Consider the following 23,355-nt stretch of genomic DNA (forward strand, 5'->3'; position numbering starts at 1 on the left):
AGTTGCGTGTGCAGAAAACGCGTCAGACCAGGAAGGCGGTTCTATCCGAGCACTTGCTCGGCTTCAGTAACCGCGCAGAGCACATGATAGAACGACGACGCCGGGATCGTGTCGACCAGCGAATTGCCGTCGCGGTCGAACTGATCGTACCAGCCGCCGGCCACGGCATGGCCGAGATAGTGCCGCTCGAGCAGCACCAGCGCCGCACGCGCCTCGTCCGCCGCGCCGGCTTCGCCCGACTCGGCCTGCGCGATCCAGGCCTTTGCCAGCTCGCTCTGCGGCCACAGCCGCCGTGTGTGGCGGCGGATGTTGCCCTCGGCATCGCCCTCGTCGACCAGGCAGCCGGTGGCCGCGTCGCGATAGCGCAGCGCCGACGCCAGCAGCTCGCCGCGCGGGCGTCCGGTCGGACAGCCGGTGATCCGCTCGAATCCCTTCAGCAGCCAGACCCATTCCGCGAGGTGGCCGGGCTCGACGCTGACCGGCGGGATCTTCGACCAGTCCTCCTCGAAATATTCGCCGAGGGTGCGCGTCTGCTTGTCGTAGAGGTTGGCCAGGAACAGCGCGAAGAAATCGCCGGCGCGGTTCTGGAACGACAAATCGTGGGTCGCGTCGAAGCAGGCGATCATCGCCTCGAACAGATGCATCTGCGGGTTCTGCCGGCGCGGCATCGAGGGCGGCAGGCCCTCGTGGAAGCCGCCATGGGGCGAGCGCAGCTGGGTATCGAGGAACAACAGCAGCGCGTTCGATCTCGGCGCGGATCTGGGCGTCCTGGTCGAGGCCGTAGGCGGTCGCGAGCGCAAGCAGCACGAAGGCGTGGCCGTAGGTGTCGCGCAGCGGGTCGTGCACGCCGCCCTCGGCCGTCAGGCTGTAGACGAAGCCAGGCCGGCCGTCCGGCGCCCTGGCCTTGGCCAGCAGGTAGTCCAGCCCCTTCAGCGCGACCGCGCGCCCCTCCGGATACCAGCCCAGCTGGGCCGCCTTGGCGTAGCAATAGATCTGGCGCGCCTGCACCATGATCCGGCGTGGCGCGGCGCGATCGGCTGTCCCATCCTGGTGCAGCCGGTCGACAAAGCCGCCGGCGGTGCTGTCCCAGCCTGCGGTCGACCACAGCGGCAGGGCCTGGTCGATGATGCGGCGCTTCAGCCTCGCGACGACGTCGGCGGCCCCGTTCGCCGCAACGCTTTCTGCCTCAGCCATCGTGCTCCCTGGAACCGTCCCAATGTCAGCGATCAGCGTCTGATAGCACGGGCGGACCGGCACGCAACCCGCGCACATCCTCCCAAGGACCTGCCATGACCGACCATTACGACGCCATTGAAACGCGCGATCCGGCCGAGCGCGAGGCCGCGTTGTTCGCCCGGCTGCCTGAGGTGCTGCGCAAGGCGATGTCAGCGCCCGCCTATGCCAATTTGCTGAGAGGCACAGATCCCGCCTCCATCACCAGCCGGGAGGCGCTGGCGGGGCTGCCGGTGCTCCGTAAGTCGGAACTGCCGGCCCTGCACAAGGCCGCCCCGCCGTTCGGCGGCTTCGTGGCCGACACGCCCGGCTCGTTCGCCCGGCTGTTCACCTCGCCCGGACCGATCTTCGAGCCGGAGGGCCGCCAGGCGGATTCCTGGCGCGGCGCCCGGGCGCTGTTTGCGGCGGGCTTTCGCGAGGGGGATGTGGTGCTGAACACCTTCAGCTATCACCTCACCCCCGGCGGCTTCATCTTCGACGCCTCGGCGCGGGCGCTCGGCTGCGCGGTGATCCCGGCGGGCCCCGGCAATACCGAGCAGCAATTCGAGCTGATCGAGGCCTATCGCCCGGTCGGCTATAGCGGCACCCCGGACTTCCTGAAGATCCTGCTCGACGCCGCCGCCACCGCCGGCCGCGACGTATCCTCGATCAAGCGCGCGCTGGTCTCAGGCGCGGCATTTCCGAAATCGCTGCAGGAGGAGATGAAGTTGCGCGGCGTCGAGGCCTACCAGGCCTTCGGCACTGCCGATCTCGGCCTGATCGCGTTCGAGACCGCGGCGCGCGAGGGGATGACGGTCAATGAGGATCTCATCCTGGAGATCGTCAAGCCCGGCACCGGCGATCCGGTTGCGCCGGGTGACGTCGGCGAGATCGTGGTGACCTCGCTCGATCCGCACCATCCCTGGATACGCCTCGCGCTCGGCGACCTGACCGCCGCCCTGCCCGGCGCGAGCCGGTGCGGACGCACCAACATGCGCATCAAGGGCTGGATGGGCCGCGCCGACCAGACCACCAAGGTGAAGGGGATGTTCGTGCGCCCCGAGCAGATCGCGGAGATCGGCAGGCGCCATCCCGAGCTCGGACGGTTGCGCCTCGTGGTCACGCGCGCCGGCGAGGCCGACGCGATGACGCTGCGGGCCGAATGTGCCTCGGCGGCGGATGCCCTGCAGAGCGACGTCGCGGCAACGCTGCGTGCCGTGACAAAGCTCGGCGGCACCGTCGAGCTGGTCGGCACCGGCTCGCTGCCGAACGACGGCAAGGTGATTGCGGACGAGCGTTAGGCCTTGGGATCACCCGGCGTTTGATCGGTCCAGATTTGTCGCGCGAGGCGTTGTGAACTATTGAGCTAGCTCGTGCCTCGTGGAGACGGACGGATCATCACCTCATGAGCAGCGCTTCCGGAGATCAGCCGCGAAGGCCGGCCGTCTTCTTCGATCGGGACGGCGTCCTGAACCAGGACATCGGTTACCTGTTCGAGAGCCACAGGCTGGTCTGGATCGACGGCGCGCGCGAGGCGGTCAAGGCCGTCAACGACATGGGGTATTTTGCGTTCGTCGTGACCAACCAGTCAGGCGTCGCAAGGGGTCTCTACGAGGAGACACACGTGCGGCAGCTTCACGACTGGATGGCCGATGAGCTCGGCAGGATCGGCGCGCATATCGACGCCTTTGAATACTGCCCGTTCCATCCTGAAGGGACGGTTGAACGATATCGGCAGGTCAGCCACCGCCGCAAACCATCGCCGGGCATGATCAATGATCTGCTGGAACGCTTTCCGGTCGACGTCGAACGCAGCCTCCTGGTCGGCGATCAGCCGACGGATCTCGAGGCGGCACGTGCGGCCGGGCTGAAGGGCTACCTGTTCTCAGGCTCCAATCTGGAAAAATTCCTGAGGCCTCTGCTGCTCGGGAGCTGACGACCACAGCGTCAGGCACGAGGCCGCGATCGCGATCAGAACTTCCGGATCAGCTCGATCACCTCGTCCTGCTGCTGGCGCGTGATCTCGGCGAACATCGGCAGCGAGAGAATCCGGCCCTGATCGCGATGCGCGTTGGGGAACTGCTCCGGCCGATGCTCGAACCGCGCATAAGCCGGCAGCAACGGCAGCGCGGTGGGATAGTTGATGGCGGTCTGCACGCCGTTGGCGTTGAGATGGGCGGCGAGCGCGTCACGGCGCGGATGCCTGATCGTGTAGAGGTGATAGACGTGGCTGCGTGCCGGCGCGACCTCGGGCACCACGACATCCTCGATCTGGTTGAGGCCGGCATCATAGACCTCGGCCGCGGCTTGCCGGGCCTCGGTCCAGGCGGCAAGATGCGGCAGCTTGGCCGAGAGGATCGCAGCCTGCATGCCGTCGAGCCGGCTGTTGATGCCTTCGATGTGGTGCTGGTGCTTCACCAGTCCACCATGGCGCGCCAGCATGGCCATCTGCTCGGCGAGCGCCGCGTCGTTGGTGACGACCGCGCCGGCATCGCCCATCGCGCCGAGATTCTTGCCGGGATAGAATGAATAGGTCGCGGCCTCGCCGAAGGTGCCGACCATGCGGCCCTTGTAGCGCGCGAGATGGGCCTGGGCGCAATCCTCGATCACCCACAGCTTGTGCTTCTGCGCGATCGCCATGATCGCGTCCATATCCGCAGGCTGGCCATAGAGATGCACCGGGATGATGCCGACCGTGCGCGGGGTGATCGCGGCCTCGATGGCCGCCGGATCGATCGTGAACGTCGCCTCGTCGGTGTCGCAGAACACGACGGTGGCACCGGAATGGGTGATCATCGCCGCGGTCGAGATCCAGGAATGCGCCGTCGTGATCACCTCGTCGCCCGGCTTCACCTTCAGCGCCCGCATAGCGAGGTAAAGCGCGTCGGTGCCGTTGGCGCAGGACACGCAATGAGCGACCTCGGCCGCCACCGCAAATTCGCGCTCGAAGGCGTCGACATAGCTGCCGCGAATGAAGGCGTTGTCGCCGATCACGCCGGCGATCGCAGCGTCGATCTCGCCCTTGATGGACTGATATTGCAGTTGCAGGTCGGCATACGGCACCGCCATCGATATTCCCCTGATCGCCCTATTGGCTCGTCAGCAGCCGGCGCGCCGGATTGCCGGCATAGGTGCCAGGCGTCGTGATGTCCTTGGTCACCACCGATCCGGCGCCGATGACGACGTCGTCGACGATCCTGACCGGCATGATCGTCGCATTGGAGCCGATCGACACCCGGTTGCCGATCACCGTCTCGCGCCACAGCTCCTTGCGTCCACGCGCCGGGCCGCCGGTGGAGAACGTGTCGTTGACGAACATCACACCGTGACCGATGAAACAGTCCTCGCCGATGGAGACGAGCTCGCAGACGAAGGCATGCGATTGCACGCGGGTGCGCGCCCCGACGATCACGCCCTTCTGGATTTCGGTGAAAGGGCCGACGAAGCAGTCGTCGCCGAGCTTGCAGCTGTAGAGGTTGCACGGCTCGACGATCTTGACGCGTTCGCCGAACGCGACATCGCGCACGCTGGCCTGATGCACGTCCGGCCGGTTCACGAAACGACGCCCAGCCGGCTCAACCGTGGCGTGAAGCGGAGCGCGACTTCCTCGCCGGTCTCGATCGACTCATAGAGGGCCGAGATCAGCTCCAGGCTCTTGCGGCCCTCGAGCCCGTCGACCAGCGCGGCGCGCTGGTTCTCGAGGCAATCGACAACATGGTGATAATAGGCCTGATGGCCGAAGCCGTAGACGTTGGGCGGGTTGACCGAGAACTTCTCCACGACGTCCTTGTCGGACGGCAGCTCGTCGACAAAACGCCAGTGCCGGATCTGGTTGACCGCGAAGCCCGAAATCTCGACGGTGCCCTTTTCGCCCAGGATCGAGAGCGAGCCCTCGAGATCGGTCGGGCGCGCCGCGGTGGTCGCCTCGATGACCCCGAGCGCGCCGTTGCGGAACTTCAGCGTTGCGACGGCCGTATCCTCGGTTTCGATATTGGCCAGCGCCGTTGCCGCGCGCGCATGTACGCTCACCACGTCGCCGAAGAACCACTCCAGCATGTCGACATGGTGGCTCGCCTGATTGGTCAGCACGCCGCCGTCATAGGCCCAGGTGCCGCGCCAATCGTCCTGGTCGTAATAGGCCTGGTCGCGGCACCAGCGCACCCGGACCGTCCCCAGGATGAGCTTGCCGAAGCGGCCGGCGTCGAGCGCCTCACGCGCCTTGACCACCGGCACGTTGAAGCGGTTCTGCTTGACGATGAACATCTTGACGCCGGCCTGGTCGCAGGCCCGGATCATGTCGTCGGCGTCCTGCAGCCGCAGCGCCATGGGCTTCTCGACCACGGTGTGCTTGCCGGCCTTGGCGCAGGCGATCACGTGCGCGGGATGCAGCCCGCTCGGCGTCAGCACGGCGACGGCATCGATGTCCTTCCGCGCCAGGAATTCGTCCATGTCGTAATGGGCCGCAACGCCGAACTTCCCGGCAACCGCATCGGCGCGCGCGCGGATCGGATCGCAGACCGCGACCAGGCTCGCTCCCTCGATGTGATTGCCACCCAGGAGATCGGAGTGACGCTTGGCGATACGCCCGCATCCGAGCAGGCCAAATCTGATCATGCAACAGGCCCTGTCTTGTCTCGTGGCCGGCCATTGCAGCCTGCCGAAGAGCCGAGGGAACATGCGGCCTTGCGAGCCGCGCGACAACGTCCATTACCCAGAAAACTCGGGGTAAGGCAAGGCCATGCACCAGTCAGGCGGCGCGGCCGCGGCACCACGATTTCGCGCGGCCTCGGCGCGCTTGGCCTTTGTGAGCATGGCAAAAGTCCTTGCGACAAGCCTCGCCGGGTAACGGCGATCCGATCAGGGACAACTGCTCCGCTACCCCCCGGAGCAACAAGCGGCATTTGCGTTATTAACCAGGAATAATAGGATGAAGGACCAGCATAGTTCTTGTCGTCTTATCGGCGTCGTGCCATGCCGCTGGCTCAAAAGGCGGCATCGGTTGGCGATCGCGGGTTAGTCTGCCGAATACGATGACTATCCACGAAACGGTCCCAAACGCGCAGCCCGAGACGGCGGTAGGTGAGAATGAACGATCGCGTTATTCAGCTGGAGCCCGGTTTCGGATGGCGCCAGGCCAAGCTTGCCCTGCTTGCCTATGCGCACGTCGTGGTTTGCTGCATCTCGCTGTATTGCATCACGATCATCGATTCCTTCCCGGGTGTCATCGCCTTCGACAAGGCACACCTGGCATCCGCAATCATCAACGTATTGGCGTTCAGTCCCCTCGTCATCCTGTTCGCAATCAGTCGCTTCAGCTTTGGCTATCTCGTCGGCTTCTACTTCTACATCATGGTCCTGGGGTATCTCTGGCTGATCGAATTTTCGGTGCTCGATTACGATCATCGCCTGGCGCTCGCCTCGATCGTGCTTTCGGCGCTCGCATTCCTCGCCCCCGTGCTGTTCATCACCGCGCCGGTACGGCAGGCTGTCGTCATGCCGGCGCGCGCCTTTCACATGATGCCTTCCGTCATCCTGATTGCCTCAGTCGCGATCATCGGCATCGGGTCTCTCTACAACCTCAAGCTGGTCGATCTCGCCGAGATCTACAAATATCGCGCGGAGCTCGCGTTGCCGGGCGTCCTGCGATATGCGGTCTGGATCGTCTCGAACGCGCTGTTGCCGTTCGCCTTTGCCTGCTTCGTCGCCAGCAAGCGGATCTGGCAGGCAGGAGCCGCTCTGCTTCTGATGCTGATGTTCTACCCGATCATGCTGACCAAGATGGCGCTGTTTGCTCCGGTCTGGCTGCTGTTTCTCGCGCTGATCTGCAAGCTGGCTGAGGCCAGGGTCACGACGATCCTGTCGTTTTTCCTGCCGATCCTGATCGGCACTATCCTGTTCTTCCTGGTCAAGGCCGAGGTGCTGCCAATCAAGCCCGCACTGGTTTATTTCGGCACCGTCAACACCAGGATGGTTGCGATCCCGTCGCTCGCCCTTGAAGTCTACAACAACTACTTCTCGGCGCACCCGCTGACCCATTTCTGCCAGATCAACGCGTTGAAGCTCGTGGTTGCCTGCGCCTATGATGAGCCAATATGGGCCGTCATGGCCAAGGCCTACGATCTCGGCGCCTTTAATGCTTCGCTGTTCGCCACCGAAGGCGTCGCTTCGGTCGGGCTCGTACTCGCCCCGGTATCCGCGCTGGGCTGCGGCCTGATCATTGCCCTCGGCAATCGCCTGTCGTCCGGATTGCCGTCGCAATTCGTGCTGCTCTCCGCGGGGCTGCTCCCCCAGGTCCTCCTCAATGTGCCGCTTTCGACCGCTCTGCTGACGAACGGCACCGGTCTGCTGTTCCTGCTCTGGTACATTACGCCGCGGTCAGCATTCGGCCAGACGGCAGCGTCGACGACGGCGTCGAGCGAACGTCTGCAAAGTGAGGGTGCCAACCAGGATGCGAGCTTGCAGCCGGTGGTCCTGAACTGAATCGAGCAGCGGAGGCTACGAAGTTTCAGCAGTCCGCTTCGACCAACCTAAGGCAAGCCGCCAGAACTCAACAAGCGCGTGACATTGTAAGCCGCGCGACCGGTCCCGTATTCCTCTATCTCGCGCCGAACGGCCTGCGCCGGGTGCATCCAGAGCCGATTCCAGCCGTGGGAAATCGTTTCCGTCCATTCGGTTTCGTCACGCAGCGTGGTGCATGGCACGCGATGGAAATAGGCCTCCTTCTGGACGCCTCCCGAGTCCGTATAGACTTCAACTGCGTTGTGCAGAAGCTTGGCCATATCGAAGTAGCCGACCGGATCGATGATCTTCAGGCCGTCGAGAGCAACTCCCATACGCAAAGTCGCCTGTCGGGTGCGCGGGTGCAGCGGTAGAACAACGGGGTATTTCTGCGACTGATCCTGCAGAAACCGCACGACGGCCAGAAGCTGCTCCCGGTCGTCGGTGTTTTCAGCGCGATGAATCGTGGCAAGTGAATATGTCTTCGGGACCAGCCCGAGACTGGTGAGTATGGTCGAACTTTCTTCGGCCTTGTCTGTTACAAACAAGGTCGCATCGTACATCACGTCGCCGACGTGATGTACGCCCTTGGTTACGCCCTCGGCGGCGAGATTGGCAACGGCCACGGCCGTCGGACAGAAATTCAACGTGGCAAGATGGTCGGTTACCAGCCGATTGATTTCCTCTGGCATCCGGCGATTGAACGAACGAAGCCCCGCTTCGACGTGCGCGACCGGAATGTGCAACTTCGACGCCGCGACCGAGCCGGCCAAAGTCGAATTGGTGTCACCATAGACGACAACCCAGTCGGGCTTTTCCGTAAGCAGGATAGGCTCGATCGCAATCAGCATACGTCCCGTCATGTCGGCGTGACCACCGCCATGGATATCGAGATGATGCTGCGGCTTTGGAATATCCAGCTCCTCGAAGAACACGTCGGACATGTTCGGGTCGAAATGCTGACCGGTATGCACCATGACTTCCGTGAGTCCGTCGGTCTCGCGGATCGCACGACTGACGGCCGCCGCCTTGATGAATTGCGGACGGGCGCCGACAACCGTGAGAATCTTCAGCATTCAGGAATACCTTGCGACATCGGGCAGCTGCGCAACGTGACTTCGCATGCAGCCGATGATGCGTTCGCGATTTGCGCGCGTCCAATCGATGGTTTTCCGAAGACCATCCTCGTGAGCCACGGTCGCGACGAAGCCGAGTTTCTCACGTGCCTTGGCCGGATCGCCGAAGCGCTGCCCGGACCTGTCCCAATCCCGCGCCGGCGTCAGCGCAATCGGCGTCACATTGCCGACGATCGAATTCACGCGGGTCGCCAGTTCAAGAATGCTGGTTTCGACGCCAGAGGCGAGATTGTAGATTTCGCCGGGCTCGCCCGAAAGCGCGCACGCCATCAATCCTCTCGCCATGTCTTCCACATAGATGAAGTCACGAGATGCGATCCCGCCGTTCTCAACCGGCAACGCCTCGTCGTGCAACGCTCTCCATATGAAAGTCGGCGTAACGTTTCTCCATACGGTATGCACCGTTCCGCGCCAGCGGCCGGCGCCAAGGATCTCGCCGGGACCGTAAACATTCTGAAAGCGCGCCTTCACGAACGGCAGCTTATATCGCGCAAAGTAGTAGTTGCCGTACATCTCGCCGATCAACTTCGAAATCGAGTACGGACTGTCGTGAAACAGAGAAACCGGCGCATCCTCTCGCGTCGCCTCGGCCCCTTGGAAGGTCTTCTCGGCTACGGCACAGCCTGCGGCGGCGTACACAACCTTCCGTAACGAGCCAATGCTCTTGAGCCTTTCAAAGAGCTTCAGGCTCGTGAGCGTATTGTTCTCGTGATCCGCGAGCGGATCGGCGATCGACGACTGATTGCCGTGATAGCAGGCGAGGTGAAACACGTAGTCCAGATTTCCCGGCAACGCCGTAAGAACTGCGTCATCCGTGATGGAGTTCCGAATGAATTCGACCCGTGGATCGTCTGGTACATTTGAAATGTCAGCCGACAACAGGTTGTCGACTATGACGACTCGAGCTGGTGCCTGCTCGAGCAACTTCTTGACGAGATTTGATCCGACAAATCCAGCCCCGCCAACGACCAGGACGGTGGCTCCATTGAAAGAACTCATCTTCACCCCTTAGGTGCAGCCAGGTGACTGTAGACGTCCGTCACTCCGTAGGCGTCGTACCACGAGAGCTGCCGCCGAATTGTCTCTTGAAACGAAACCCTTGCTTTCCAGCCGAGGATCTCTTGCGTCCTGGTAGGATCCGGCACCACGGAGGGAACATCATCTTCTCCGACAGGCACCACCTTGACATCCGGATCGGCCGGCAACTGAAGATGCGATCGGACCAGATCGTATACGTCCTTGATGGAATGTCCCGTTCCGCTGGATACGTTGAAGGTGCCGGTCGGCGCGCCGTCGCGCATCGCAATGTCTACTGCGGCGACGAAATCGGACATATCGAGGAAATCCCGGTAGGCCGCCGTGCAGAAGCATGCCTGTCCCGCCTTCAGGCGCTTGTAGAAGGTCGGGATCGGACCGATTGCGAGGCGCGGGCCGGCGACGTTCGCAAGGCGCAGGGAAACGAAAGGCAGACCGCTCATGGCCAGATATTGCTCGCCGGCAACCTTTGAAATGCCGTAGCTCGTGAACGGCCGCAGCGGATGCTCGACGGCAATAGGCGTGCTCTCGGGGCGCCCGTAGCACAAGACGGTCTGGAAATTTATGATCCGGCGAATACCCGCGGTCCGCGCGAATTCAATGAGATTGGCAGTCCCCTCGACGTTCGTCGCGATATCCTCGCGCCAGTTTGCCGGATCCTTATAGGAAGCGGCCGAATGTACCAGGTGAGTTGGGGCAAAGTCGGCAAAGGCCTTCGCCACCAGATCACGATCGGCAATCGAACCTTCGACGAGATTTAGGCCGGGAAGCGCAGGCACGACCTCACGCTTGCCGGTCGCGAAATTGTCGATGACAAGAATTTCGTGACCTTGCGGCAACCAGTGCTCGATAAGATTCGAGCCGAGGCACCCCGCCCCGCCGGTGATAATGATGCGCATCGAACTTGATCCGATCAGGTGCGGATTTCCGCACGCGCTTCCTTCAGGTGTGTGTAGCCACCGACGACGCCCTCCCGCTGCCAGCGCTCAACCGACAGACGGGCGATCTCATCGAGCGAAGTGAACTCAACTGCGCCGAAGTCCTTGAACGTGCGTTCGGGGTCCAGAAGGATGGAAGCGGCATCATCCGGACCAAGCGGCTTAACCTCGGGCTCCGGATAGTCATTGATCTTCATTGCCCGCACGACCGCGTCGTAGAGCTCCTTGATCGCGACGTCCTTGCCCGAGGAAAAATGATACGTGCCGCGACCGACGCCATCGGCGGCCCTGACAACGACCTTTGCCAAATCACCCGCGTAACAAAAGTCCCGCCGGGCCGGCGTAACGAAGCACTTCTGTCCCTTCGCCAACCGGCCATAGAAGATCGGCAGCGGACCGGATACGTTTCTTGGCCCGATTACGTTGGCGAGCCTGAAAGTGACCCAATCCACGCCAGAAAACTGCACGTAGTTTTCGCCAGCCGTCTTCGAGATGGCATAGCTCGAATTGACGGGATTGATCGGATGATCGAGTGGGATCGGGGACTGCAGCGGCTTGGTGCCATAGCAAAGCGCCGTCTGAAAGTAGATCAGGCGAGATACACCGAAGGTCTTGCAGGCCTTCGCGACGTTTGCCGTGCCGACGGCATTCACCAGAGCATCGGTTCCCCAATCCTCCGGGTCCTTGTAGGAGGCCGCTGTATGAACGACGATCTCCGGCCGAAAATCTGAAAACAGTCGATTGATCACGTCGGCATTTGCGATCGTGTCTTCGACCAAGGTCAGGTTTTCATGTTTGGTCAGATTGTCGGCCCGGCCGGTCGTGTAGTTGTCGATCGCAACTACCTCGTCGCCACGCGACAAGAACATATCGATGACGGTTGATCCGACCTGGCCGGCGCCGCCGGTGACAAAGATTTTCATCCGATTATCCAGATTTGAGAGAGTCAGGTACTGTTGCTAAATCCGGCAGTAGTCCCGGTACCATTTGACGAAGCGCGCGACACCTTCCTCGATTGGTGTCGCCGGGCGAAAGCCGATATCCCGCTCAAGATCCTTGACGTCGGCGTAGGTCGCCTCGACATCGCCGGGCTGCATCGGCAGCATCTCCCTCACCGCCACCTTACCCAACTCCTTCTCGAGGAGCGAGATGACATGTGTCAGTTCCTCGGGCTTGTTGTTCCCGATATTGTAGATCTTCCACGGGGCGCTGCTGGTCGCTCGGTCGGGTTTGTCGCTGTTCCAATCCTGGAGGCCTTGCGGCGCTCGATCGATGAGACGAACGACGCCCTGGCTGACGTCGTCGACATAGGTGAAGTCCCGACGCATTCGACCTCTGATTGAAGAGCCGGATCGGCTCTCCAGCCAGAATGGATCTGGCAAAGATGAACATCGCCATATCAGGACGGCCCCATGGGCCATAGACCGTGAAAAAACGCAGCCCCGTCGTGGGAAGGCGGTAAAGATGGCTATAGGAATGAGCCATCAACTCGTTTGCCCTCTTGGAAGCCGCGTACAGACTGATCGGGTGATCGACGCCATCTTCGGTCGAGAACGGGAGCTTGGAGTTTGCGCCATAGACCGAGGATGACGACGCGTAAACCAGGTGTTGGCAACCGTTGTGCCGGCATCCCTCCAAGATGTTGAGGAAGCCCTGCATATTCGCGTCGACATACGCGTGCGGATCTTGGATTGAATATCGGACGCCGGCCTGCGCGGCCAGATGAATTACCTTGGCAAAGCGACACCGATCGAACAGCGCTTTCGCCTTCCCTCGATCAGCGAGATCGAGCTTTTCAAAACTGAAACGGGAATTGCTTTTGAGCAGATCCAGGCGCGCCAGCTTGAGACTGGGATCGTAGTAGTCGTTGATACTATCAACGCCAACCACGTCATGGCCTTCCGACAGGAGGCGCTGACTGACGTGGAAACCAATGAAGCCGGCTGCCCCGGTGACAAGAACTGCCTTGCTGGACATGCTCGCACTCAAAGTCGCAACAGCTCAATGCCGGCCGGCCTGGAGCCACGATCAAGCGTCGACTTCACATCGTAGACCAGACCATTGCCATCGGTCAGCAACCGCTGGATCAGCGGCCACCCGCCGGTCGCGTATTCGTTGTGGGCTACCGCCAGAACGACGGCATCCGCCGATTGCAGTTCGTTGAGCGGCAGGAGTTTGACTCCATATTCTTCCTCGGCATCGGCTGCATCTGCGAGAGGATCATGCAGCTGCACCACCAAGCCGAACGACTGCAGCTCGCGCACAATATCGACGACCCGCGAGTTCCGTGTGTCCGGGACGTCCTCCTTGAATGTGAGTCCAAGGACCGTGACTACACCGCTTTGCGCCTTGCGTCGCAGCAGTCCCCTGACGCACTCTCGCGCCACCCGCTGCCCCATGCCGTCATTGATCCGCCGACCCGCGAGAATAACCTCCGGATGATAGCCGGCCTTCTCTGCGCGATAAGTCAGATAGTACGGGTCAACACCGATGCAATGACCACCGACGAGCCCTGGCTGGAACGGCAGAAAGTTCCATTTGGTCCGTGCGGCGGACAACACATCGGCAGTATCGATGTTGAGAGCCTGAAAGATCAGCGACAGCTCGTTCATGAAGGCGATGTTCAAATCGCGCTGGGTGTTTTCGATGACCTTCGCTGCCTCTGCCACCTTGATGGTCGGCGCGCGATGAATACCGGCCGTAACCACCGATCCGTAAACTTCGGCAACGACATCGAGCGTGCGCTGATCTTGTGCCGAAACCACCTTGGAGATGGTTTCGAACCGGTGCTGCTTGTCGCCCGGGTTTATTCGTTCCGGCGAATAGCCGACCGTGAAGTCCTCGCCCGCCTTGAGTCCCGATACCGCCTGCAGGACCGGAATGCATTCCTCTTCGACGGCGCCGGGATAGACCGTTGACTCATAGACGACGATGTCGCCCTTCTTCAGCACGCGGCCGATTGATCGCGATGCGGAGATCATGGCGCCCAGGTCTGGCCGTCTCGCCTCGTCGATCGGCGTGGGCACCGTCACGATATAGAAATCGGAGCCCGCCATTGCCTCGAGATCGGATGAAAAGACAAGCGACGGCTGACGCAGATCATGCGCCTCAACCTCTCGCGTTCTGTCGTTACCAGCCGTGAGCTCGGCAACGCGCCTTTGGTCAATATCGAACCCGACCACCGGCACGCCCGATCGTGCAAACGACACGGCTACCGGCAAACCGACATAGCCCAACCCAATTACAGCGATGTTGCGTCCGTGTCTCATTTTCGATCCTGATTTAAGCTTGGCGCGGCCCCAAGCCTATGGAGAGCATTCGGCATGATGCGATAACATGGCAGTCGCCTTTGTCAAACATCACCCGGGTTTCTGCGTTCGGTCTGACTACGATCGAACCATGGCCCTGAATTCGGCAGCCCGGTCATGGAAGCGCTGGTGCCACAATTCCAGCGACAACAGGCCCCAGGTCTTGCGCGAGAAGCGGGAAGCACTCTGAAAATTCGCAAGCACCACGCCGCTGTTGAAGTGATCGCGCTGGCGCGCTCGCTGCTGATCGAAGATATCCGTCACGAACTCCTGAAGCGTCCCTTCAAACCACTCCTTCAGCGGAACCGGAAAGCCCATTTTGTCCCGCCGCTTCAAGATGCCCTCGGGCAAGATATCTCGATAGACGGTCTTCATCAGTTGCTTCATCTGCCCGCCCTTGAATTTCACGTCGGCGGGCACCGTCGCCAGAAACTCGACCAGGGGATGATCGAGTAGAGGCACCCGGCTCTCGAGCCCGTGCGCCATACTCATTCGATCTTCGACCTGCAGCAATGCCGGCAAGAGGCACTTGAAGTCGAAGTGAGTCATCTTGTCGAAATAGGCTTCCTTCCTCACATTGTCCTTGTTGTTAAAGATTTCGCGGAACGCCTCAAAGACACGCGGCTTGTCGAGCGACTTCCAATCGACTTCACCGACCATGTCGGTGGAGCGGTCAACAAGCCTGAAATACCGCTTGTCCAGATCGTCGAACAATCCCTCGCGCCAGAACTCCTTGATCATCGGCTTGTATTCGCGCAGCAGGCCAAGATTCGGAACGATGGATTCGATCGTAACGACGTAGTTTCCTTCCCGGTACGTACCGTCCATGGCGGCCTTGATGCACTGCTCAAAATAGGCAACGAGATATCTCGCGTAACCACCAAGAAGCTCATCTCCGCCCTGCCCACCGAGCACGACTTTCACATGCTTCGCCGCGAGCGCGGAGACCATGAATTGCGGAAAGGATCCCGGGCCGGCAACCGGGAAATCAAGATGGTAGATGACATCGTTCAGCGAGCGTCTGAAATCCTCCGCGGTGATATCCGCGATATGCACCGTCATGTCCGCCCGGTTGGCCACTTCCTGCGCATAGTGGCTCTCGTCGTACCCCGGGTATTCCGTGAAGCGGCCGTGAAAAGCGAGACGATTGCGATGATCGTGACTCGAAGCCAGAAGGGCGACGAGGCTCGAAGTCGAGCCCTCCCGAAACGTAGCCGCCGATCGGGACATCAGCCCGCAAATGGACATTCATGGAGTCGGCGATCAACTCCCTGAAGCGTTCCTCGAAATATCTCGGGCTGTGGTCGAAATCGACGACATACTGCACGTCCCAGTAGCGTTGAACGTGAACATTTCCGTTGTCGACGGTGAACACATGCCCAGGCAGCAGTGCATTGACATGCGCAAAGAGCGTCTTCGCACCGATCGTATACTGGAACGTCAGATATTCCGCGAGCGCGGTCGAGTCAGTGCGTATCTCGGGCAACAGGGGCAACAAGGCCTTGGCCTCTGATGCAAAGAACAGAGTGCCGTCCTGCTCCGTATAATAGAAGGGCTTGATCCCGAAACGGTCTCGTGCGGCGAACAGTCTTTGCCTTCTCTCATCCCAGATCGCGAATGCGAACATCCCCCTCAGATGAGAAACGCAATCGTCTCCCCACTTGTCATAGGCGGCGAGGATCACTTCCGTGTCTGACGTCGAGCGAAACGTCCATCCGGACGACAGCTCGTTGCGCAGTTCGATGTAGTTGTAGATCTCACCGTTATACGTGATGACGGTGCCGTTTGGCGCAATCATCGGCTGCGCGCCACTCGTCGACAGATCGATGATGGCGAGCCGTCGGTGCACGAAGCCCACGCGCTTGTCCCTCGATGTCCACTCGCCGGCCCCATCGGGACCGCGATGACCGATCAACGAGGACATTGCGCGCAGCGACGCCTCTCCCTTGGGAAAGGGATCGGAGCCTAGCGACAGGAAGCCGGCAATTCCACACATACGATAACCCTAAGCTATTTCGAATTCAGGAAATGGGCGCAATCACACGGTTGCGCCGGACCGATCAGTCCCACGCCATGAAAGCAGTGTCCTGAGATTCGAAAGCTACCCCTGTGCATAGCGCGGCGGCCACACCCGATAGCTCAACTTCTTCCGGGAGACAGCTCGGGCGCGCGAGCTCGCGCCTCTACGCCGTTCCCACCGTAGCTCGCTTCGACTCCAACCAGTCCGATGGCATCGAGCGCTTGCGCAATCTGCTCTGTCGACCTCTTGTGCTTGTACCGGTCGGTGAGCGCGTCATGAGTATCCAGGACAGCCCAAGCATAGAGCAGCTTGGGTCCCAGTTGTCCATAATAGTCGTGATAGTCAAGAACGGGCGAGTAGTACAGGACGGCCTGCCGAAATTTGCTGCCGAGCGGAAGCTTCCGGTAGCGCCAACTCAGGCGGTGCAAGGGCCACAGGACCGCAACGAGCGTCTTGATGAAATTCATCGCAAGCTTTGCATCTTGCCGAATAAGGAATTTGCGCAGCCGCTGGCGCGTCTTGGTCATGTCCTCGTGACTGTATCGATAGTGATCGATCACCAGAAGCCCGCCCGGGGCAACGTGAGCCGCAAGGGCCCTGATGGTCTCATCGGGGTCGGGGGTATGCTGGATGACTCCAAGACAGATCACGACATCGAATGATTGAGGTGCAACCGGAAGAGCGCGGATATCGGCCTGACAAACGAAATAGCCTGGCTTTCCCCGCAGTTCTCCAGGTTTGCCTCGACCGCGGTCGAAAGGTCGCACGCAAACACTTCCGCGCCTTCCGACAGCAGCACCTCGGTAAACCGCCCCGCGCCGCAACCTGCCTCCAGGACTTTCTTGCCACGAACAGCATCGAAGCCGCCAAGGCATCGCTCCAGCCGATCCCGGCTGATCGACGTTCCCGTAAAGGAGTCCAACTGGGTCTTGCGGAAAGTCTTCCATTGCAGCCCAAAAGCTGCGGCGTAGTTCTCCGGCGCAACAAAGCGCGGAATACCTCCGACGACGGGATACGTACGACCACCGGATGCCTTTAGCGCCGTTGTCTGGTTGGAGATGTCGTCGGACATCGGCAATGGCTGCAGTGATTCACCCGTCTCAGGGCAGATGAGTGGAACGATCGGCTTCATGCTGGCGAGTTATCCAATTGAAATAAGGTCGGGAGTCCAGGAGTGGGGGCGCAAGTTCATGTCAGACGCGTAGCCAATAGCGGACCACATCGACCAGCATGAGCGGACGATAGAAGGCGCGCTTTCGAGGCTTCGAGGCCAATTCCCGATACATCGCCTCGACACGCTTCACGTCGATGGGGAAGTTGGCCTGTTCGACCACGATAGCCCGCCCCCTGGCAGCGATACGCTCACGCAAGGCCTCGTCCTCGAGCAGGCGAAGGATCGCCTCGGCGACATCAGCGGGATCGATGTCGGCAAACAGCACGCTTTCGCCGTCCTTGACGATCTCACCATAGCGATCGAGCCGACCGACAACGTTTGGAACCCCACAGGCCATCGCTTCAAGAAGCGTCTGCGGCAGGCCGTCCGAGCGCGGGATTCCGACAGCAACTTCCGCAATGGAATAGAACATCGGCATCTGGTCATGGGGGATGCGGCCAACAAAGCTGACATGGCGCGCGAGGCCGAGCGCTTCAATCCGCGCCATGAGTTCTGCGCGGTACTGCGGATCGGCAGCATATTCCGTGACAACGAGATGCGCCGACGAAACCCGCTTGACCACCAACGCCATGGCTTCGACAAGGACATCGATATTATAGAACGGCTGAAGGATCTTCGGGCTGAGCACGACCCGGGCGCCTTCCGGAATTCCGCATTCGGCGCGAAGCGCTGACGCATCCATCGGCCGGAACTGCTGCGGATCAACTCCCCACACCACGCGCGTCGCCTTGCTGCCGTAGTCGCCGAGCTCATTGAGCTTGCCGATCAGGAAGTCGGATTTTGCCGTTATGCGGTCGGCTACCGCAAAGAGCCTCTTGGTCAACGCAATTCCGCGTCGCGTCGGCGCCCCCTGCTCTTCGTAGAGGACGTCGCCCCCCATGACGCTGACCACCAGAGGTCGAAAGCCCAGAGCGCCTGCCAGCCACGCCCAGGTGCTATATGCGTAGTGCACATGGATGACGTCCGGGTTTGTCGTCCTGACGAGACGACGAAAATCGAAGAACAGCCGTGCCATATCGGACAGTCCACTCAGATCCCGCCGGGCCAGCTTGCTGCCCAAACGCACAAGGCGCGAGATCCATTCATCCTGTCCAGGGCGAACAGACGGCGTGAGTTCTATGATTTCGGTCAGTCCGGCGGCGGGAGGAGCACTCAGCAGGTAGACCTTGTGCCCCAAGGGGGAGAAACAGCGCACCCGGTTCACGACGTGGGTGCTCGTAGCGTAACCAATCGCCAGGATCTTCAACGGACGGGTCATCGAGGCTGCCACATTCGTCCCGCTAGGCCGCCGAACCGACGGCCATTGCAGAATGGCCGGGATCAAGAACTTGCCGGTGCCAAAGCTCGAGCATGAGCAGCACGAACAGCCGGTTGCCGATATCGTCGCCGCCTTTCATGTGACGATCCACCATGGTCGAGACAACATCGGGCCTGAAATATCCCCGGCGTGCGACGCTCGCTGGCGAAAGCAGATCATACACCATGTCCTTCAGCCCAGTCCGTAGCCACTTGCCGAGCGGCAGATTGAAGCCTGCCTTGGGGCGGTAGAGGATGTCGGTTGGCAGACGCGACTCCATGGCTTTCTTCACGATCAATTTGCCCTCGCTTCCCTTGATCTTGAGATCGCCCGGCAATGAGAATGCCCATTCGACCAGCTCGTGATCCAGAAAAGGAACGCGCGCCTCAACGCCAGCGGCCATTGTGAGCCTGTCGACCTTGGTTAGCATCTCGCTGATCAGCGATGACTTCATATCGGTGTAGAGCTTGCGCGTCAGCTCCGGCTGACCGATCGTCGCATCGTAGTGTTGGGCCGTGACATTGTTCGACCACGCTTGCTTTAGATGAGGCCAGAGATCAGGGTGCACAAAATCCACGAGGTCCATGTCCCGGAAGCACGCATAACTGTCGATATAGCGCCCCGACTCTCGCTGATCCCTGCTCATTGCGCGCCACAACCGGTGGCCCGGAGCAATTCGATTGCCGATGGCTCCAGTCCGAGCGAGAAGCCGCTGCAGGGGGCCGTATCTTTGCCCGAGCAGCGGGACGAAGTCTTGGTGCCTCCAAGTGTATCCGGCAAACACCTCGTCGCCGCCGTCGCCCGTCAGAACGACCTTGATTCCATCGTCCCTCGCTGCTTTGGCCAGAAAGTAGATCCCGAGCGCCGATGACACGGCAAAGGGTTCATCGCAGTGCCACGCCATCGCGGGAAGAAAGTCGCCCGCCTCCGCGCCGAGGTCTATCTCCCGGTGCGCGGTACCATAGCGGTCCGCCACGGCCCTGGCATAAGGTCCCTCGTCGAAAACCTCATCTCCGCGAAATACGACAGAAAAGGTTCGCATGCCGGCGCTGGCCTGCGGCCCTACCCAGGCGACGACCGAACTCGAGTCGACCCCACCGCTGAGGAAAGCACCCACCGGTACATCCGCGACAAGATGGCTTCGAACGGCGCTTCCAAAACGCTCATCGAATTCAGCGCAAGCGTCGGCGAGTGAAAGAGCGCGCGGAGCGGTCGGCAAGGGAACGCTCCAGTACTCGCGGTCCTGCACATCGCGTCCGCGAACGATAAGCACGTGACCGGCCTCGAGCCGTCGAATTCCCTTCAGAATTGATTGCGGATCCGGAATGCTGAGGAGATGAAGGAAGTCCGCCAGCGCCGCCTGATCGACCTCACGCGGCGTGCGCGGGTCCGCCAGAAGTGACTTCAACTCCGATGCGAACGATAGGGAGTCCTGGCCAATATGATAGTAGAGCGGCTTGATCCCGATCCGGTCGCGTGCGAGCAGCAGCGTCCTTTGCCCGGCATCCCAGATCGCCAGCGCGAACATGCCCCGCAACCGCGTCAGGAAGTCCACGCCGTAGCATCGATAGGCTTGCAAAATAACCTCGGTATCGGACGAGGTACGGAAGGCATAGCCTCTCTTTTGCAGTTCGCGCCTCAGCTCGACGAAGTTGTAGACTTCGCCGTTGTAGACAATGCGGACCTGTCCGTCGTCGGAAACCATCGGCTGTTCGGCGGCCACCGAGAGGTCGATGATCGAAAGGCGACGGTGACCCAGCCCCACAGGGCCGTTCACCCATATGCCCTCGGCGTCCGGACCTCGATGGGCGACAGCTCTTGTCATCGCCACGACCAGTTCGCGATCAACCGGCCTTTGCCGATCAAAATTCAGGATTCCCGCGATTCCGCACATCTTGAATTATCTGCCCATTGGCTAAAGAGCGCGTGCCAAAATGTCGGCCACGCGATGATCGTAGGTGTGCCCGGACATCGCCAGATCATAGGCACGTTCCGCAATCTCGCGGCAATGCGTCTCGTCCCGAAGCGCACGGACAGCCTCGTCGACGTTCGACAGGTCGGACCGCACGGGGATATAGTGCTCGTTGGCCTTGAGAATGCCGTTATAGCCTCCTTCGATCAGGACTTGGCAGGTCTTGGTACCAATCGCTTCGAAGTGCCTTGACGAGATGCTCTTGCCCGACACGCCGCGGGGGACGCCCATAAAGAACTTCTCGAACACTTCCTCGAAGCTGGCATCCTGGTTCTGCTTCAGGTTGTAGGTTCTGGCGCGATCGAGAAGCGCGCCTTTTTCATTGAGGTAGTAGGTCCCAGATTCCGCGCCGATCAAGGTGCGGCAGCGATTGAGGAAGGCAGCCCAATCGTCGCGCGGCATTCGCGACGAGCGGCCACCTCGAATGTCACATCGAATACCCAGCTCCTCGCCGTGCTTTTCAAAATACCCAATCAGATCGGTTCGTTCTCGATCTCCAACAAAGGGCCAATAGATGTCACCGACAAACCCCACGTCGATATCACGACGCGCCTCAGGCTGCGGTGAATATACGGAAGGATTGAGCGCGTGCGGCGTCGCAAGGATGCGCGTTCCTTCCAACCCGCCATAGAGATATTCGGCCGCCGCAATGGGAAGCTGACTACAGAGGAATTCGGCTTTCACCTCCCGGCAAAACTCGAGCTTCTGATCGAGCAGATCATACTCGTTGCCAAGGAATACTATGATGGGACAAGCGCGGCGAGCCAGGAATGGAGCCGCTCGGCTAATCAACGACAGGTCGTCGCCGGCCGCGACATGAGACACGATGATGAGATCGTAAGATCGAATGCGCAGCAGGTGGCGTCCAAGATCGACCAGGTTGTTGATGTCGCAAACCGTCACATCGAGCTTGGGAGATCGGCAAAACGCATCGCGCCAGTCCCTAACGTATGAGAGGCGCTGGTTGAAGTCATACAAATGCGCATAGAGGTTGCGTACCAGTGCACTGCGCAGGAGCGGGCCGGGAGGCTGAGCACCTGCCTTTACGCCAAAAACACCACGCAGCACCGTCGCAGCCGTCAGGACGACCTTCCCGGTTCCGTTCTGGTCGAGGAAAAGAACTTTCTTCTTTGTCACCTTGTTACTTCTCGATCAGTGCGCAACTTTGTCTTCAATGCGCGACACATTTGGAGCCGACTTGCTGAGATGTCGATTAAGAAGCGGCTCGAGCGTTCGCTCCTCATACGCCCAGCAAAGCTCCTGACGGCTTACCCGAACATTTTCCCGAAAGGTCTCGCGAACTTCGTCATTCTCGACCAGCAGCTGGAGCGCTGATCTGATCTCGTTGGCGTCCTGCGCATTGGCCATGATTCCAAGCTTGTGGCGCTCGGCAACGCGTCGGATCTGCTCGAGATCGGGATAAACCAGCGGCAACCCTGCCGCCACCGACTGAAAGAAGCCGTTCGGCAGGATGTTGGGATATTGGATAGTCCTCTTGAAATAGAGCAGGACCGCGACGTCGGCTGACGCAGCGACGGGAACGATTTCCTGTGGCAGCACCGGCGGAACGAAGTGCACGCGGCCTTCCAGGCCACGCGTCGCGAGCGCGTCATTGCAATCAGGATAGCGTCCGCCAAGGAATGCGAGATGAACGTGCTTCGGCAGGGATACCAAGGCGTCGAAGGCGCCTTCGAGGGTCATGCCTGACTTATAGTTTCCGATAAACACGACGAGGAACGCTTCCGGCGCGAGACCAATCGCGTCGCGGATTGTCCGGGGAACTTGACGATCCAACCGGAAATCATGCGCGTTGCGCAGGATCACCGGCTCGCACCGAAACCGTTCGCGCATCAAGGCTGCGATACCCTCATTGACCGTCACGACGTCGGAGGCGAACCGGATACATGCGGCCTCAATCGCGCCTTCGAACGGAATCACCCACTTCTTCCAATAGGAGGAGACAGTGGGGTCCTCCTTTTGATGCTGATAGAAATCATGTGCGTCGTAGATCATCCTGGCTCGATACCGAAGGCAGAGCAGGAAAACCGCAGGAAATTGATAGAATGAGTGAAGATAGTAGAGATCGGCACGAGGAGTGACGGAAAGGACCTTAAAGACGTGTTGATCGAGGTATGTCGCAAGATAGTTAGCGAAGGCCAGAGGGTTGATGGCAGCAGCACGGAGTGATTGGGAGATTCCAGGAGGAAGAATTCGAGTGGGCAACCACCCCACGACTTCCCTGGCAAGCAGGATCATCGCGTAGGGAAGAGCGAAAATGATCTGCGCAATAGAGGGACGCTGTTGGAGTTGCTTGCCTCCCTTCAGGGAAACAAGTGCTCGAAGAAGATTGCGCTGCAGGGCGCGCGCGACACGCCTCAAGCCTGGAATACGAAGGGCAAGCCGGCCAACAGGCCATCGCTGCAGTATCGACAGGCTCTTGATATCCTGAATTACAACGGGATCTGGAGCGGCGGCAGCTAATTTCTCCTCAGCCTCGGGATGTGGAACTGCGACCGCTTCGGACGCGACTGGCGCAGCATCAGTGGACGTTTGAGGCTGAGCGCGGGCGCCGATCGAAATGATCTCGAACGGGATTGCCTCATCGGCAAGGCGGCTCGGCGCCCCCTCGATAACAATCGATTTGAATCCAAACCGATGCACCGAGGTGACTTGTTTGAGCGTCCGGCTGTCGGCCGACAATGGCAGCGGCGTTAGCGAAACAACAACGGGCCTGCGGTCCACGTCCTTCATCCGATTCTTCACCC

At 60.6% G+C, this 23,355-nt stretch carries 18 protein-coding genes and 3 pseudogenes; 3 read left to right on the forward strand and 18 right to left on the reverse strand.

What is annotated here, in order from left to right; all coding sequences use genetic code 11:
• Positions 1 to 41 precede the first annotated feature (41 nt).
• Positions 42 to 1,194, reverse strand: a pseudogene (locus ACSKB9_RS10015) (AGE family epimerase/isomerase).
• 95 nt (positions 1,195 to 1,289) lie between these two features.
• Between ACSKB9_RS10015 and ACSKB9_RS10020 the strand changes: the two are divergent.
• Both ACSKB9_RS10020 and ACSKB9_RS10025 read left to right on the forward strand, forming a co-directional pair.
• A complete protein-coding gene (locus tag ACSKB9_RS10020; protein ID WP_438072852.1) occupies positions 1,290 to 2,513 on the forward strand; it encodes a phenylacetate--CoA ligase family protein in 1,224 nt (407 codons plus the stop codon).
• Positions 2,514 to 2,617: 104 nt separating this feature from the next.
• On the forward strand, positions 2,618 to 3,148 hold the full coding sequence (locus ACSKB9_RS10025; RefSeq protein ID WP_438072854.1) for an HAD family hydrolase: 531 nt from the start codon (positions 2,618 to 2,620) through the stop codon (positions 3,146 to 3,148).
• 35 nt (positions 3,149 to 3,183) lie between these two features.
• On the opposite strand, the gene ACSKB9_RS10030 is transcribed toward ACSKB9_RS10025, so the two are convergent.
• The 3 genes from ACSKB9_RS10030 to ACSKB9_RS10040 are packed head-to-tail and all read right to left on the reverse strand — an operon-like array spanning position 3,184 to position 5,826.
• The gene (locus tag ACSKB9_RS10030; RefSeq protein ID WP_310880045.1) at positions 3,184 to 4,281 is read right to left on the reverse strand and encodes a DegT/DnrJ/EryC1/StrS family aminotransferase; all 1,098 of its coding nucleotides are present in this window, start codon (positions 4,279 to 4,281) and stop codon (positions 3,184 to 3,186) included.
• 19 nt (positions 4,282 to 4,300) lie between these two features.
• Positions 4,301 to 4,768 carry an acyltransferase gene (locus ACSKB9_RS10035; protein WP_438072856.1) on the reverse strand — a complete coding sequence of 156 codons (468 nt, stop codon included), beginning with the start codon at positions 4,766 to 4,768 and terminating at the stop codon, positions 4,301 to 4,303.
• A complete protein-coding gene (locus ACSKB9_RS10040) occupies positions 4,765 to 5,826 on the reverse strand; it encodes a Gfo/Idh/MocA family protein (RefSeq protein WP_438072857.1) in 1,062 nt (353 codons plus the stop codon). Before ACSKB9_RS10040 ends, ACSKB9_RS10035 begins: the two co-directional genes overlap by 4 nt.
• A gap of 471 nt (positions 5,827 to 6,297) precedes the next feature.
• Between ACSKB9_RS10040 and ACSKB9_RS10045 the strand changes: the two genes are divergently transcribed.
• Entirely contained in the window at positions 6,298 to 7,692 is a 1,395-nt protein-coding gene (locus ACSKB9_RS10045; RefSeq protein WP_438072859.1) for a hypothetical protein, read from the forward strand.
• A 47-nt stretch (positions 7,693 to 7,739) separates the two neighbouring features.
• Here ACSKB9_RS10045 and wecB read toward each other — a convergent pair whose 3' ends face one another.
• The 14 genes and pseudogenes from wecB to ACSKB9_RS10115 all read right to left on the reverse strand — a co-directional run bounded on the left by wecB (position 7,740) and on the right by ACSKB9_RS10115 (position 23,341).
• On the reverse strand, positions 7,740 to 8,786 hold the full coding sequence (wecB, locus tag ACSKB9_RS10050) for a non-hydrolyzing UDP-N-acetylglucosamine 2-epimerase (protein WP_438072861.1): 1,047 nt from the start codon (positions 8,784 to 8,786) through the stop codon (positions 7,740 to 7,742).
• On the reverse strand, positions 8,787 to 9,845 hold the full coding sequence (locus ACSKB9_RS10055; RefSeq protein WP_438072863.1) for an NAD-dependent epimerase/dehydratase family protein: 1,059 nt from the start codon (positions 9,843 to 9,845) through the stop codon (positions 8,787 to 8,789).
• A 2-nt stretch (positions 9,846 to 9,847) separates the two neighbouring features.
• Entirely contained in the window at positions 9,848 to 10,780 is a 933-nt protein-coding gene (locus tag ACSKB9_RS10060) for an NAD-dependent epimerase/dehydratase family protein (RefSeq protein ID WP_438072864.1), read from the reverse strand.
• A gap of 14 nt (positions 10,781 to 10,794) precedes the next feature.
• Positions 10,795 to 11,742, reverse strand: coding sequence for an NAD-dependent epimerase/dehydratase family protein (locus ACSKB9_RS10065; protein ID WP_028343083.1), 948 nt, complete (start codon positions 11,740 to 11,742; stop codon positions 10,795 to 10,797).
• Positions 11,743 to 11,778: 36 nt separating this feature from the next.
• Positions 11,779 to 12,796 (reverse strand): annotated as a pseudogene (locus tag ACSKB9_RS10070) (NAD-dependent epimerase).
• 8 nt (positions 12,797 to 12,804) lie between these two features.
• A complete protein-coding gene (locus tag ACSKB9_RS10075) occupies positions 12,805 to 14,088 on the reverse strand; it encodes a nucleotide sugar dehydrogenase (RefSeq protein ID WP_438072866.1) in 1,284 nt (427 codons plus the stop codon).
• Positions 14,089 to 14,205: 117 nt separating this feature from the next.
• The gene (locus ACSKB9_RS10080) at positions 14,206 to 15,375 is read right to left on the reverse strand and encodes an asparagine synthetase B family protein (protein WP_438072868.1); all 1,170 of its coding nucleotides are present in this window, start codon (positions 15,373 to 15,375) and stop codon (positions 14,206 to 14,208) included.
• Positions 15,332 to 16,123, reverse strand: a pseudogene (asnB, locus tag ACSKB9_RS10085) (asparagine synthase (glutamine-hydrolyzing)); the annotation flags it as partial. The gene ACSKB9_RS10080 and the pseudogene asnB (ACSKB9_RS10085), both read right to left, overlap by 44 nt.
• 143 nt (positions 16,124 to 16,266) lie before the next feature.
• Positions 16,267 to 16,797, reverse strand: a complete 531-nt coding sequence (locus tag ACSKB9_RS10090) for a hypothetical protein (RefSeq protein ID WP_438072870.1) — start codon at positions 16,795 to 16,797, stop codon at positions 16,267 to 16,269.
• Positions 16,794 to 17,279 (reverse strand): class I SAM-dependent methyltransferase, encoded by a 486-nt coding sequence (locus ACSKB9_RS10095; RefSeq protein ID WP_438072872.1) that lies wholly within the window; start codon positions 17,277 to 17,279, stop codon positions 16,794 to 16,796. The genes ACSKB9_RS10090 and ACSKB9_RS10095 overlap by 4 nt, the downstream gene beginning before the upstream one ends.
• Positions 17,280 to 17,340: 61 nt before the next feature.
• Positions 17,341 to 18,579: a glycosyltransferase family 4 protein gene (locus ACSKB9_RS10100; protein WP_438072874.1), complete on the reverse strand. Its 1,239-nt coding sequence runs from the start codon at positions 18,577 to 18,579 to the stop codon at positions 17,341 to 17,343.
• A gap of 22 nt (positions 18,580 to 18,601) precedes the next feature.
• Positions 18,602 to 20,512, reverse strand: a complete 1,911-nt coding sequence (gene asnB, locus ACSKB9_RS10105; protein WP_438072875.1) for an asparagine synthase (glutamine-hydrolyzing) — start codon at positions 20,510 to 20,512, stop codon at positions 18,602 to 18,604.
• A 21-nt stretch (positions 20,513 to 20,533) separates the two neighbouring features.
• Positions 20,534 to 21,727, reverse strand: a complete 1,194-nt coding sequence (locus ACSKB9_RS10110) for a glycosyltransferase family protein (protein WP_438072877.1) — start codon at positions 21,725 to 21,727, stop codon at positions 20,534 to 20,536.
• Positions 21,728 to 21,742: 15 nt separating this feature from the next.
• Entirely contained in the window at positions 21,743 to 23,341 is a 1,599-nt protein-coding gene (locus tag ACSKB9_RS10115; protein WP_438072879.1) for a glycosyltransferase, read from the reverse strand.
• Between the last annotated feature and the right edge of the window lie 14 nt (positions 23,342 to 23,355).

Source organism: Bradyrhizobium sp. BR 1433, assembly GCF_051547665.1.
GTDB classification, from domain to species: domain Bacteria; phylum Pseudomonadota; class Alphaproteobacteria; order Rhizobiales; family Xanthobacteraceae; genus Bradyrhizobium; species Bradyrhizobium australafricanum.

Excerpts from the sequence above, each read along its gene's own strand:
- wecB (WP_438072861.1), bottom strand. The coding sequence starts at position 8,786 with ATGCTGAAGATTCTCACGGTTGTCGGCGCCCGTCCGCAATTCATCAAG.
- asnB (WP_438072875.1), bottom strand. The coding sequence starts at position 20,512 with ATGTGCGGAATCGCGGGAATCCTGAATTTTGATCGGCAAAGGCCGGTT.
- ACSKB9_RS10045 (WP_438072859.1), top strand. The coding sequence starts at position 6,298 with ATGAACGATCGCGTTATTCAGCTGGAGCCCGGTTTCGGATGGCGCCAG.
- ACSKB9_RS10040 (WP_438072857.1), bottom strand. The coding sequence starts at position 5,826 with ATGATCAGATTTGGCCTGCTCGGATGCGGGCGTATCGCCAAGCGTCAC.
- ACSKB9_RS10060 (WP_438072864.1), bottom strand. The coding sequence starts at position 10,780 with ATGCGCATCATTATCACCGGCGGGGCGGGGTGCCTCGGCTCGAATCTT.
- ACSKB9_RS10075 (WP_438072866.1), bottom strand. The coding sequence starts at position 14,088 with ATGAGACACGGACGCAACATCGCTGTAATTGGGTTGGGCTATGTCGGT.
- ACSKB9_RS10080 (WP_438072868.1), bottom strand. The coding sequence starts at position 15,375 with ATGTCCATTTGCGGGCTGATGTCCCGATCGGCGGCTACGTTTCGGGAG.
- ACSKB9_RS10065 (WP_028343083.1), bottom strand. The coding sequence starts at position 11,742 with ATGAAAATCTTTGTCACCGGCGGCGCCGGCCAGGTCGGATCAACCGTC.
- ACSKB9_RS10025 (WP_438072854.1), top strand. The coding sequence starts at position 2,618 with ATGAGCAGCGCTTCCGGAGATCAGCCGCGAAGGCCGGCCGTCTTCTTC.
- ACSKB9_RS10020 (WP_438072852.1), top strand. The coding sequence starts at position 1,290 with ATGACCGACCATTACGACGCCATTGAAACGCGCGATCCGGCCGAGCGC.
- ACSKB9_RS10055 (WP_438072863.1), bottom strand. The coding sequence starts at position 9,845 with ATGAGTTCTTTCAATGGAGCCACCGTCCTGGTCGTTGGCGGGGCTGGA.
- ACSKB9_RS10100 (WP_438072874.1), bottom strand. The coding sequence starts at position 18,579 with ATGACCCGTCCGTTGAAGATCCTGGCGATTGGTTACGCTACGAGCACC.
- ACSKB9_RS10095 (WP_438072872.1), bottom strand. The coding sequence starts at position 17,279 with ATGAAGCCGATCGTTCCACTCATCTGCCCTGAGACGGGTGAATCACTG.
- ACSKB9_RS10030 (WP_310880045.1), bottom strand. The coding sequence starts at position 4,281 with ATGGCGGTGCCGTATGCCGACCTGCAACTGCAATATCAGTCCATCAAG.
- ACSKB9_RS10115 (WP_438072879.1), bottom strand. The coding sequence starts at position 23,341 with ATGAAGGACGTGGACCGCAGGCCCGTTGTTGTTTCGCTAACGCCGCTG.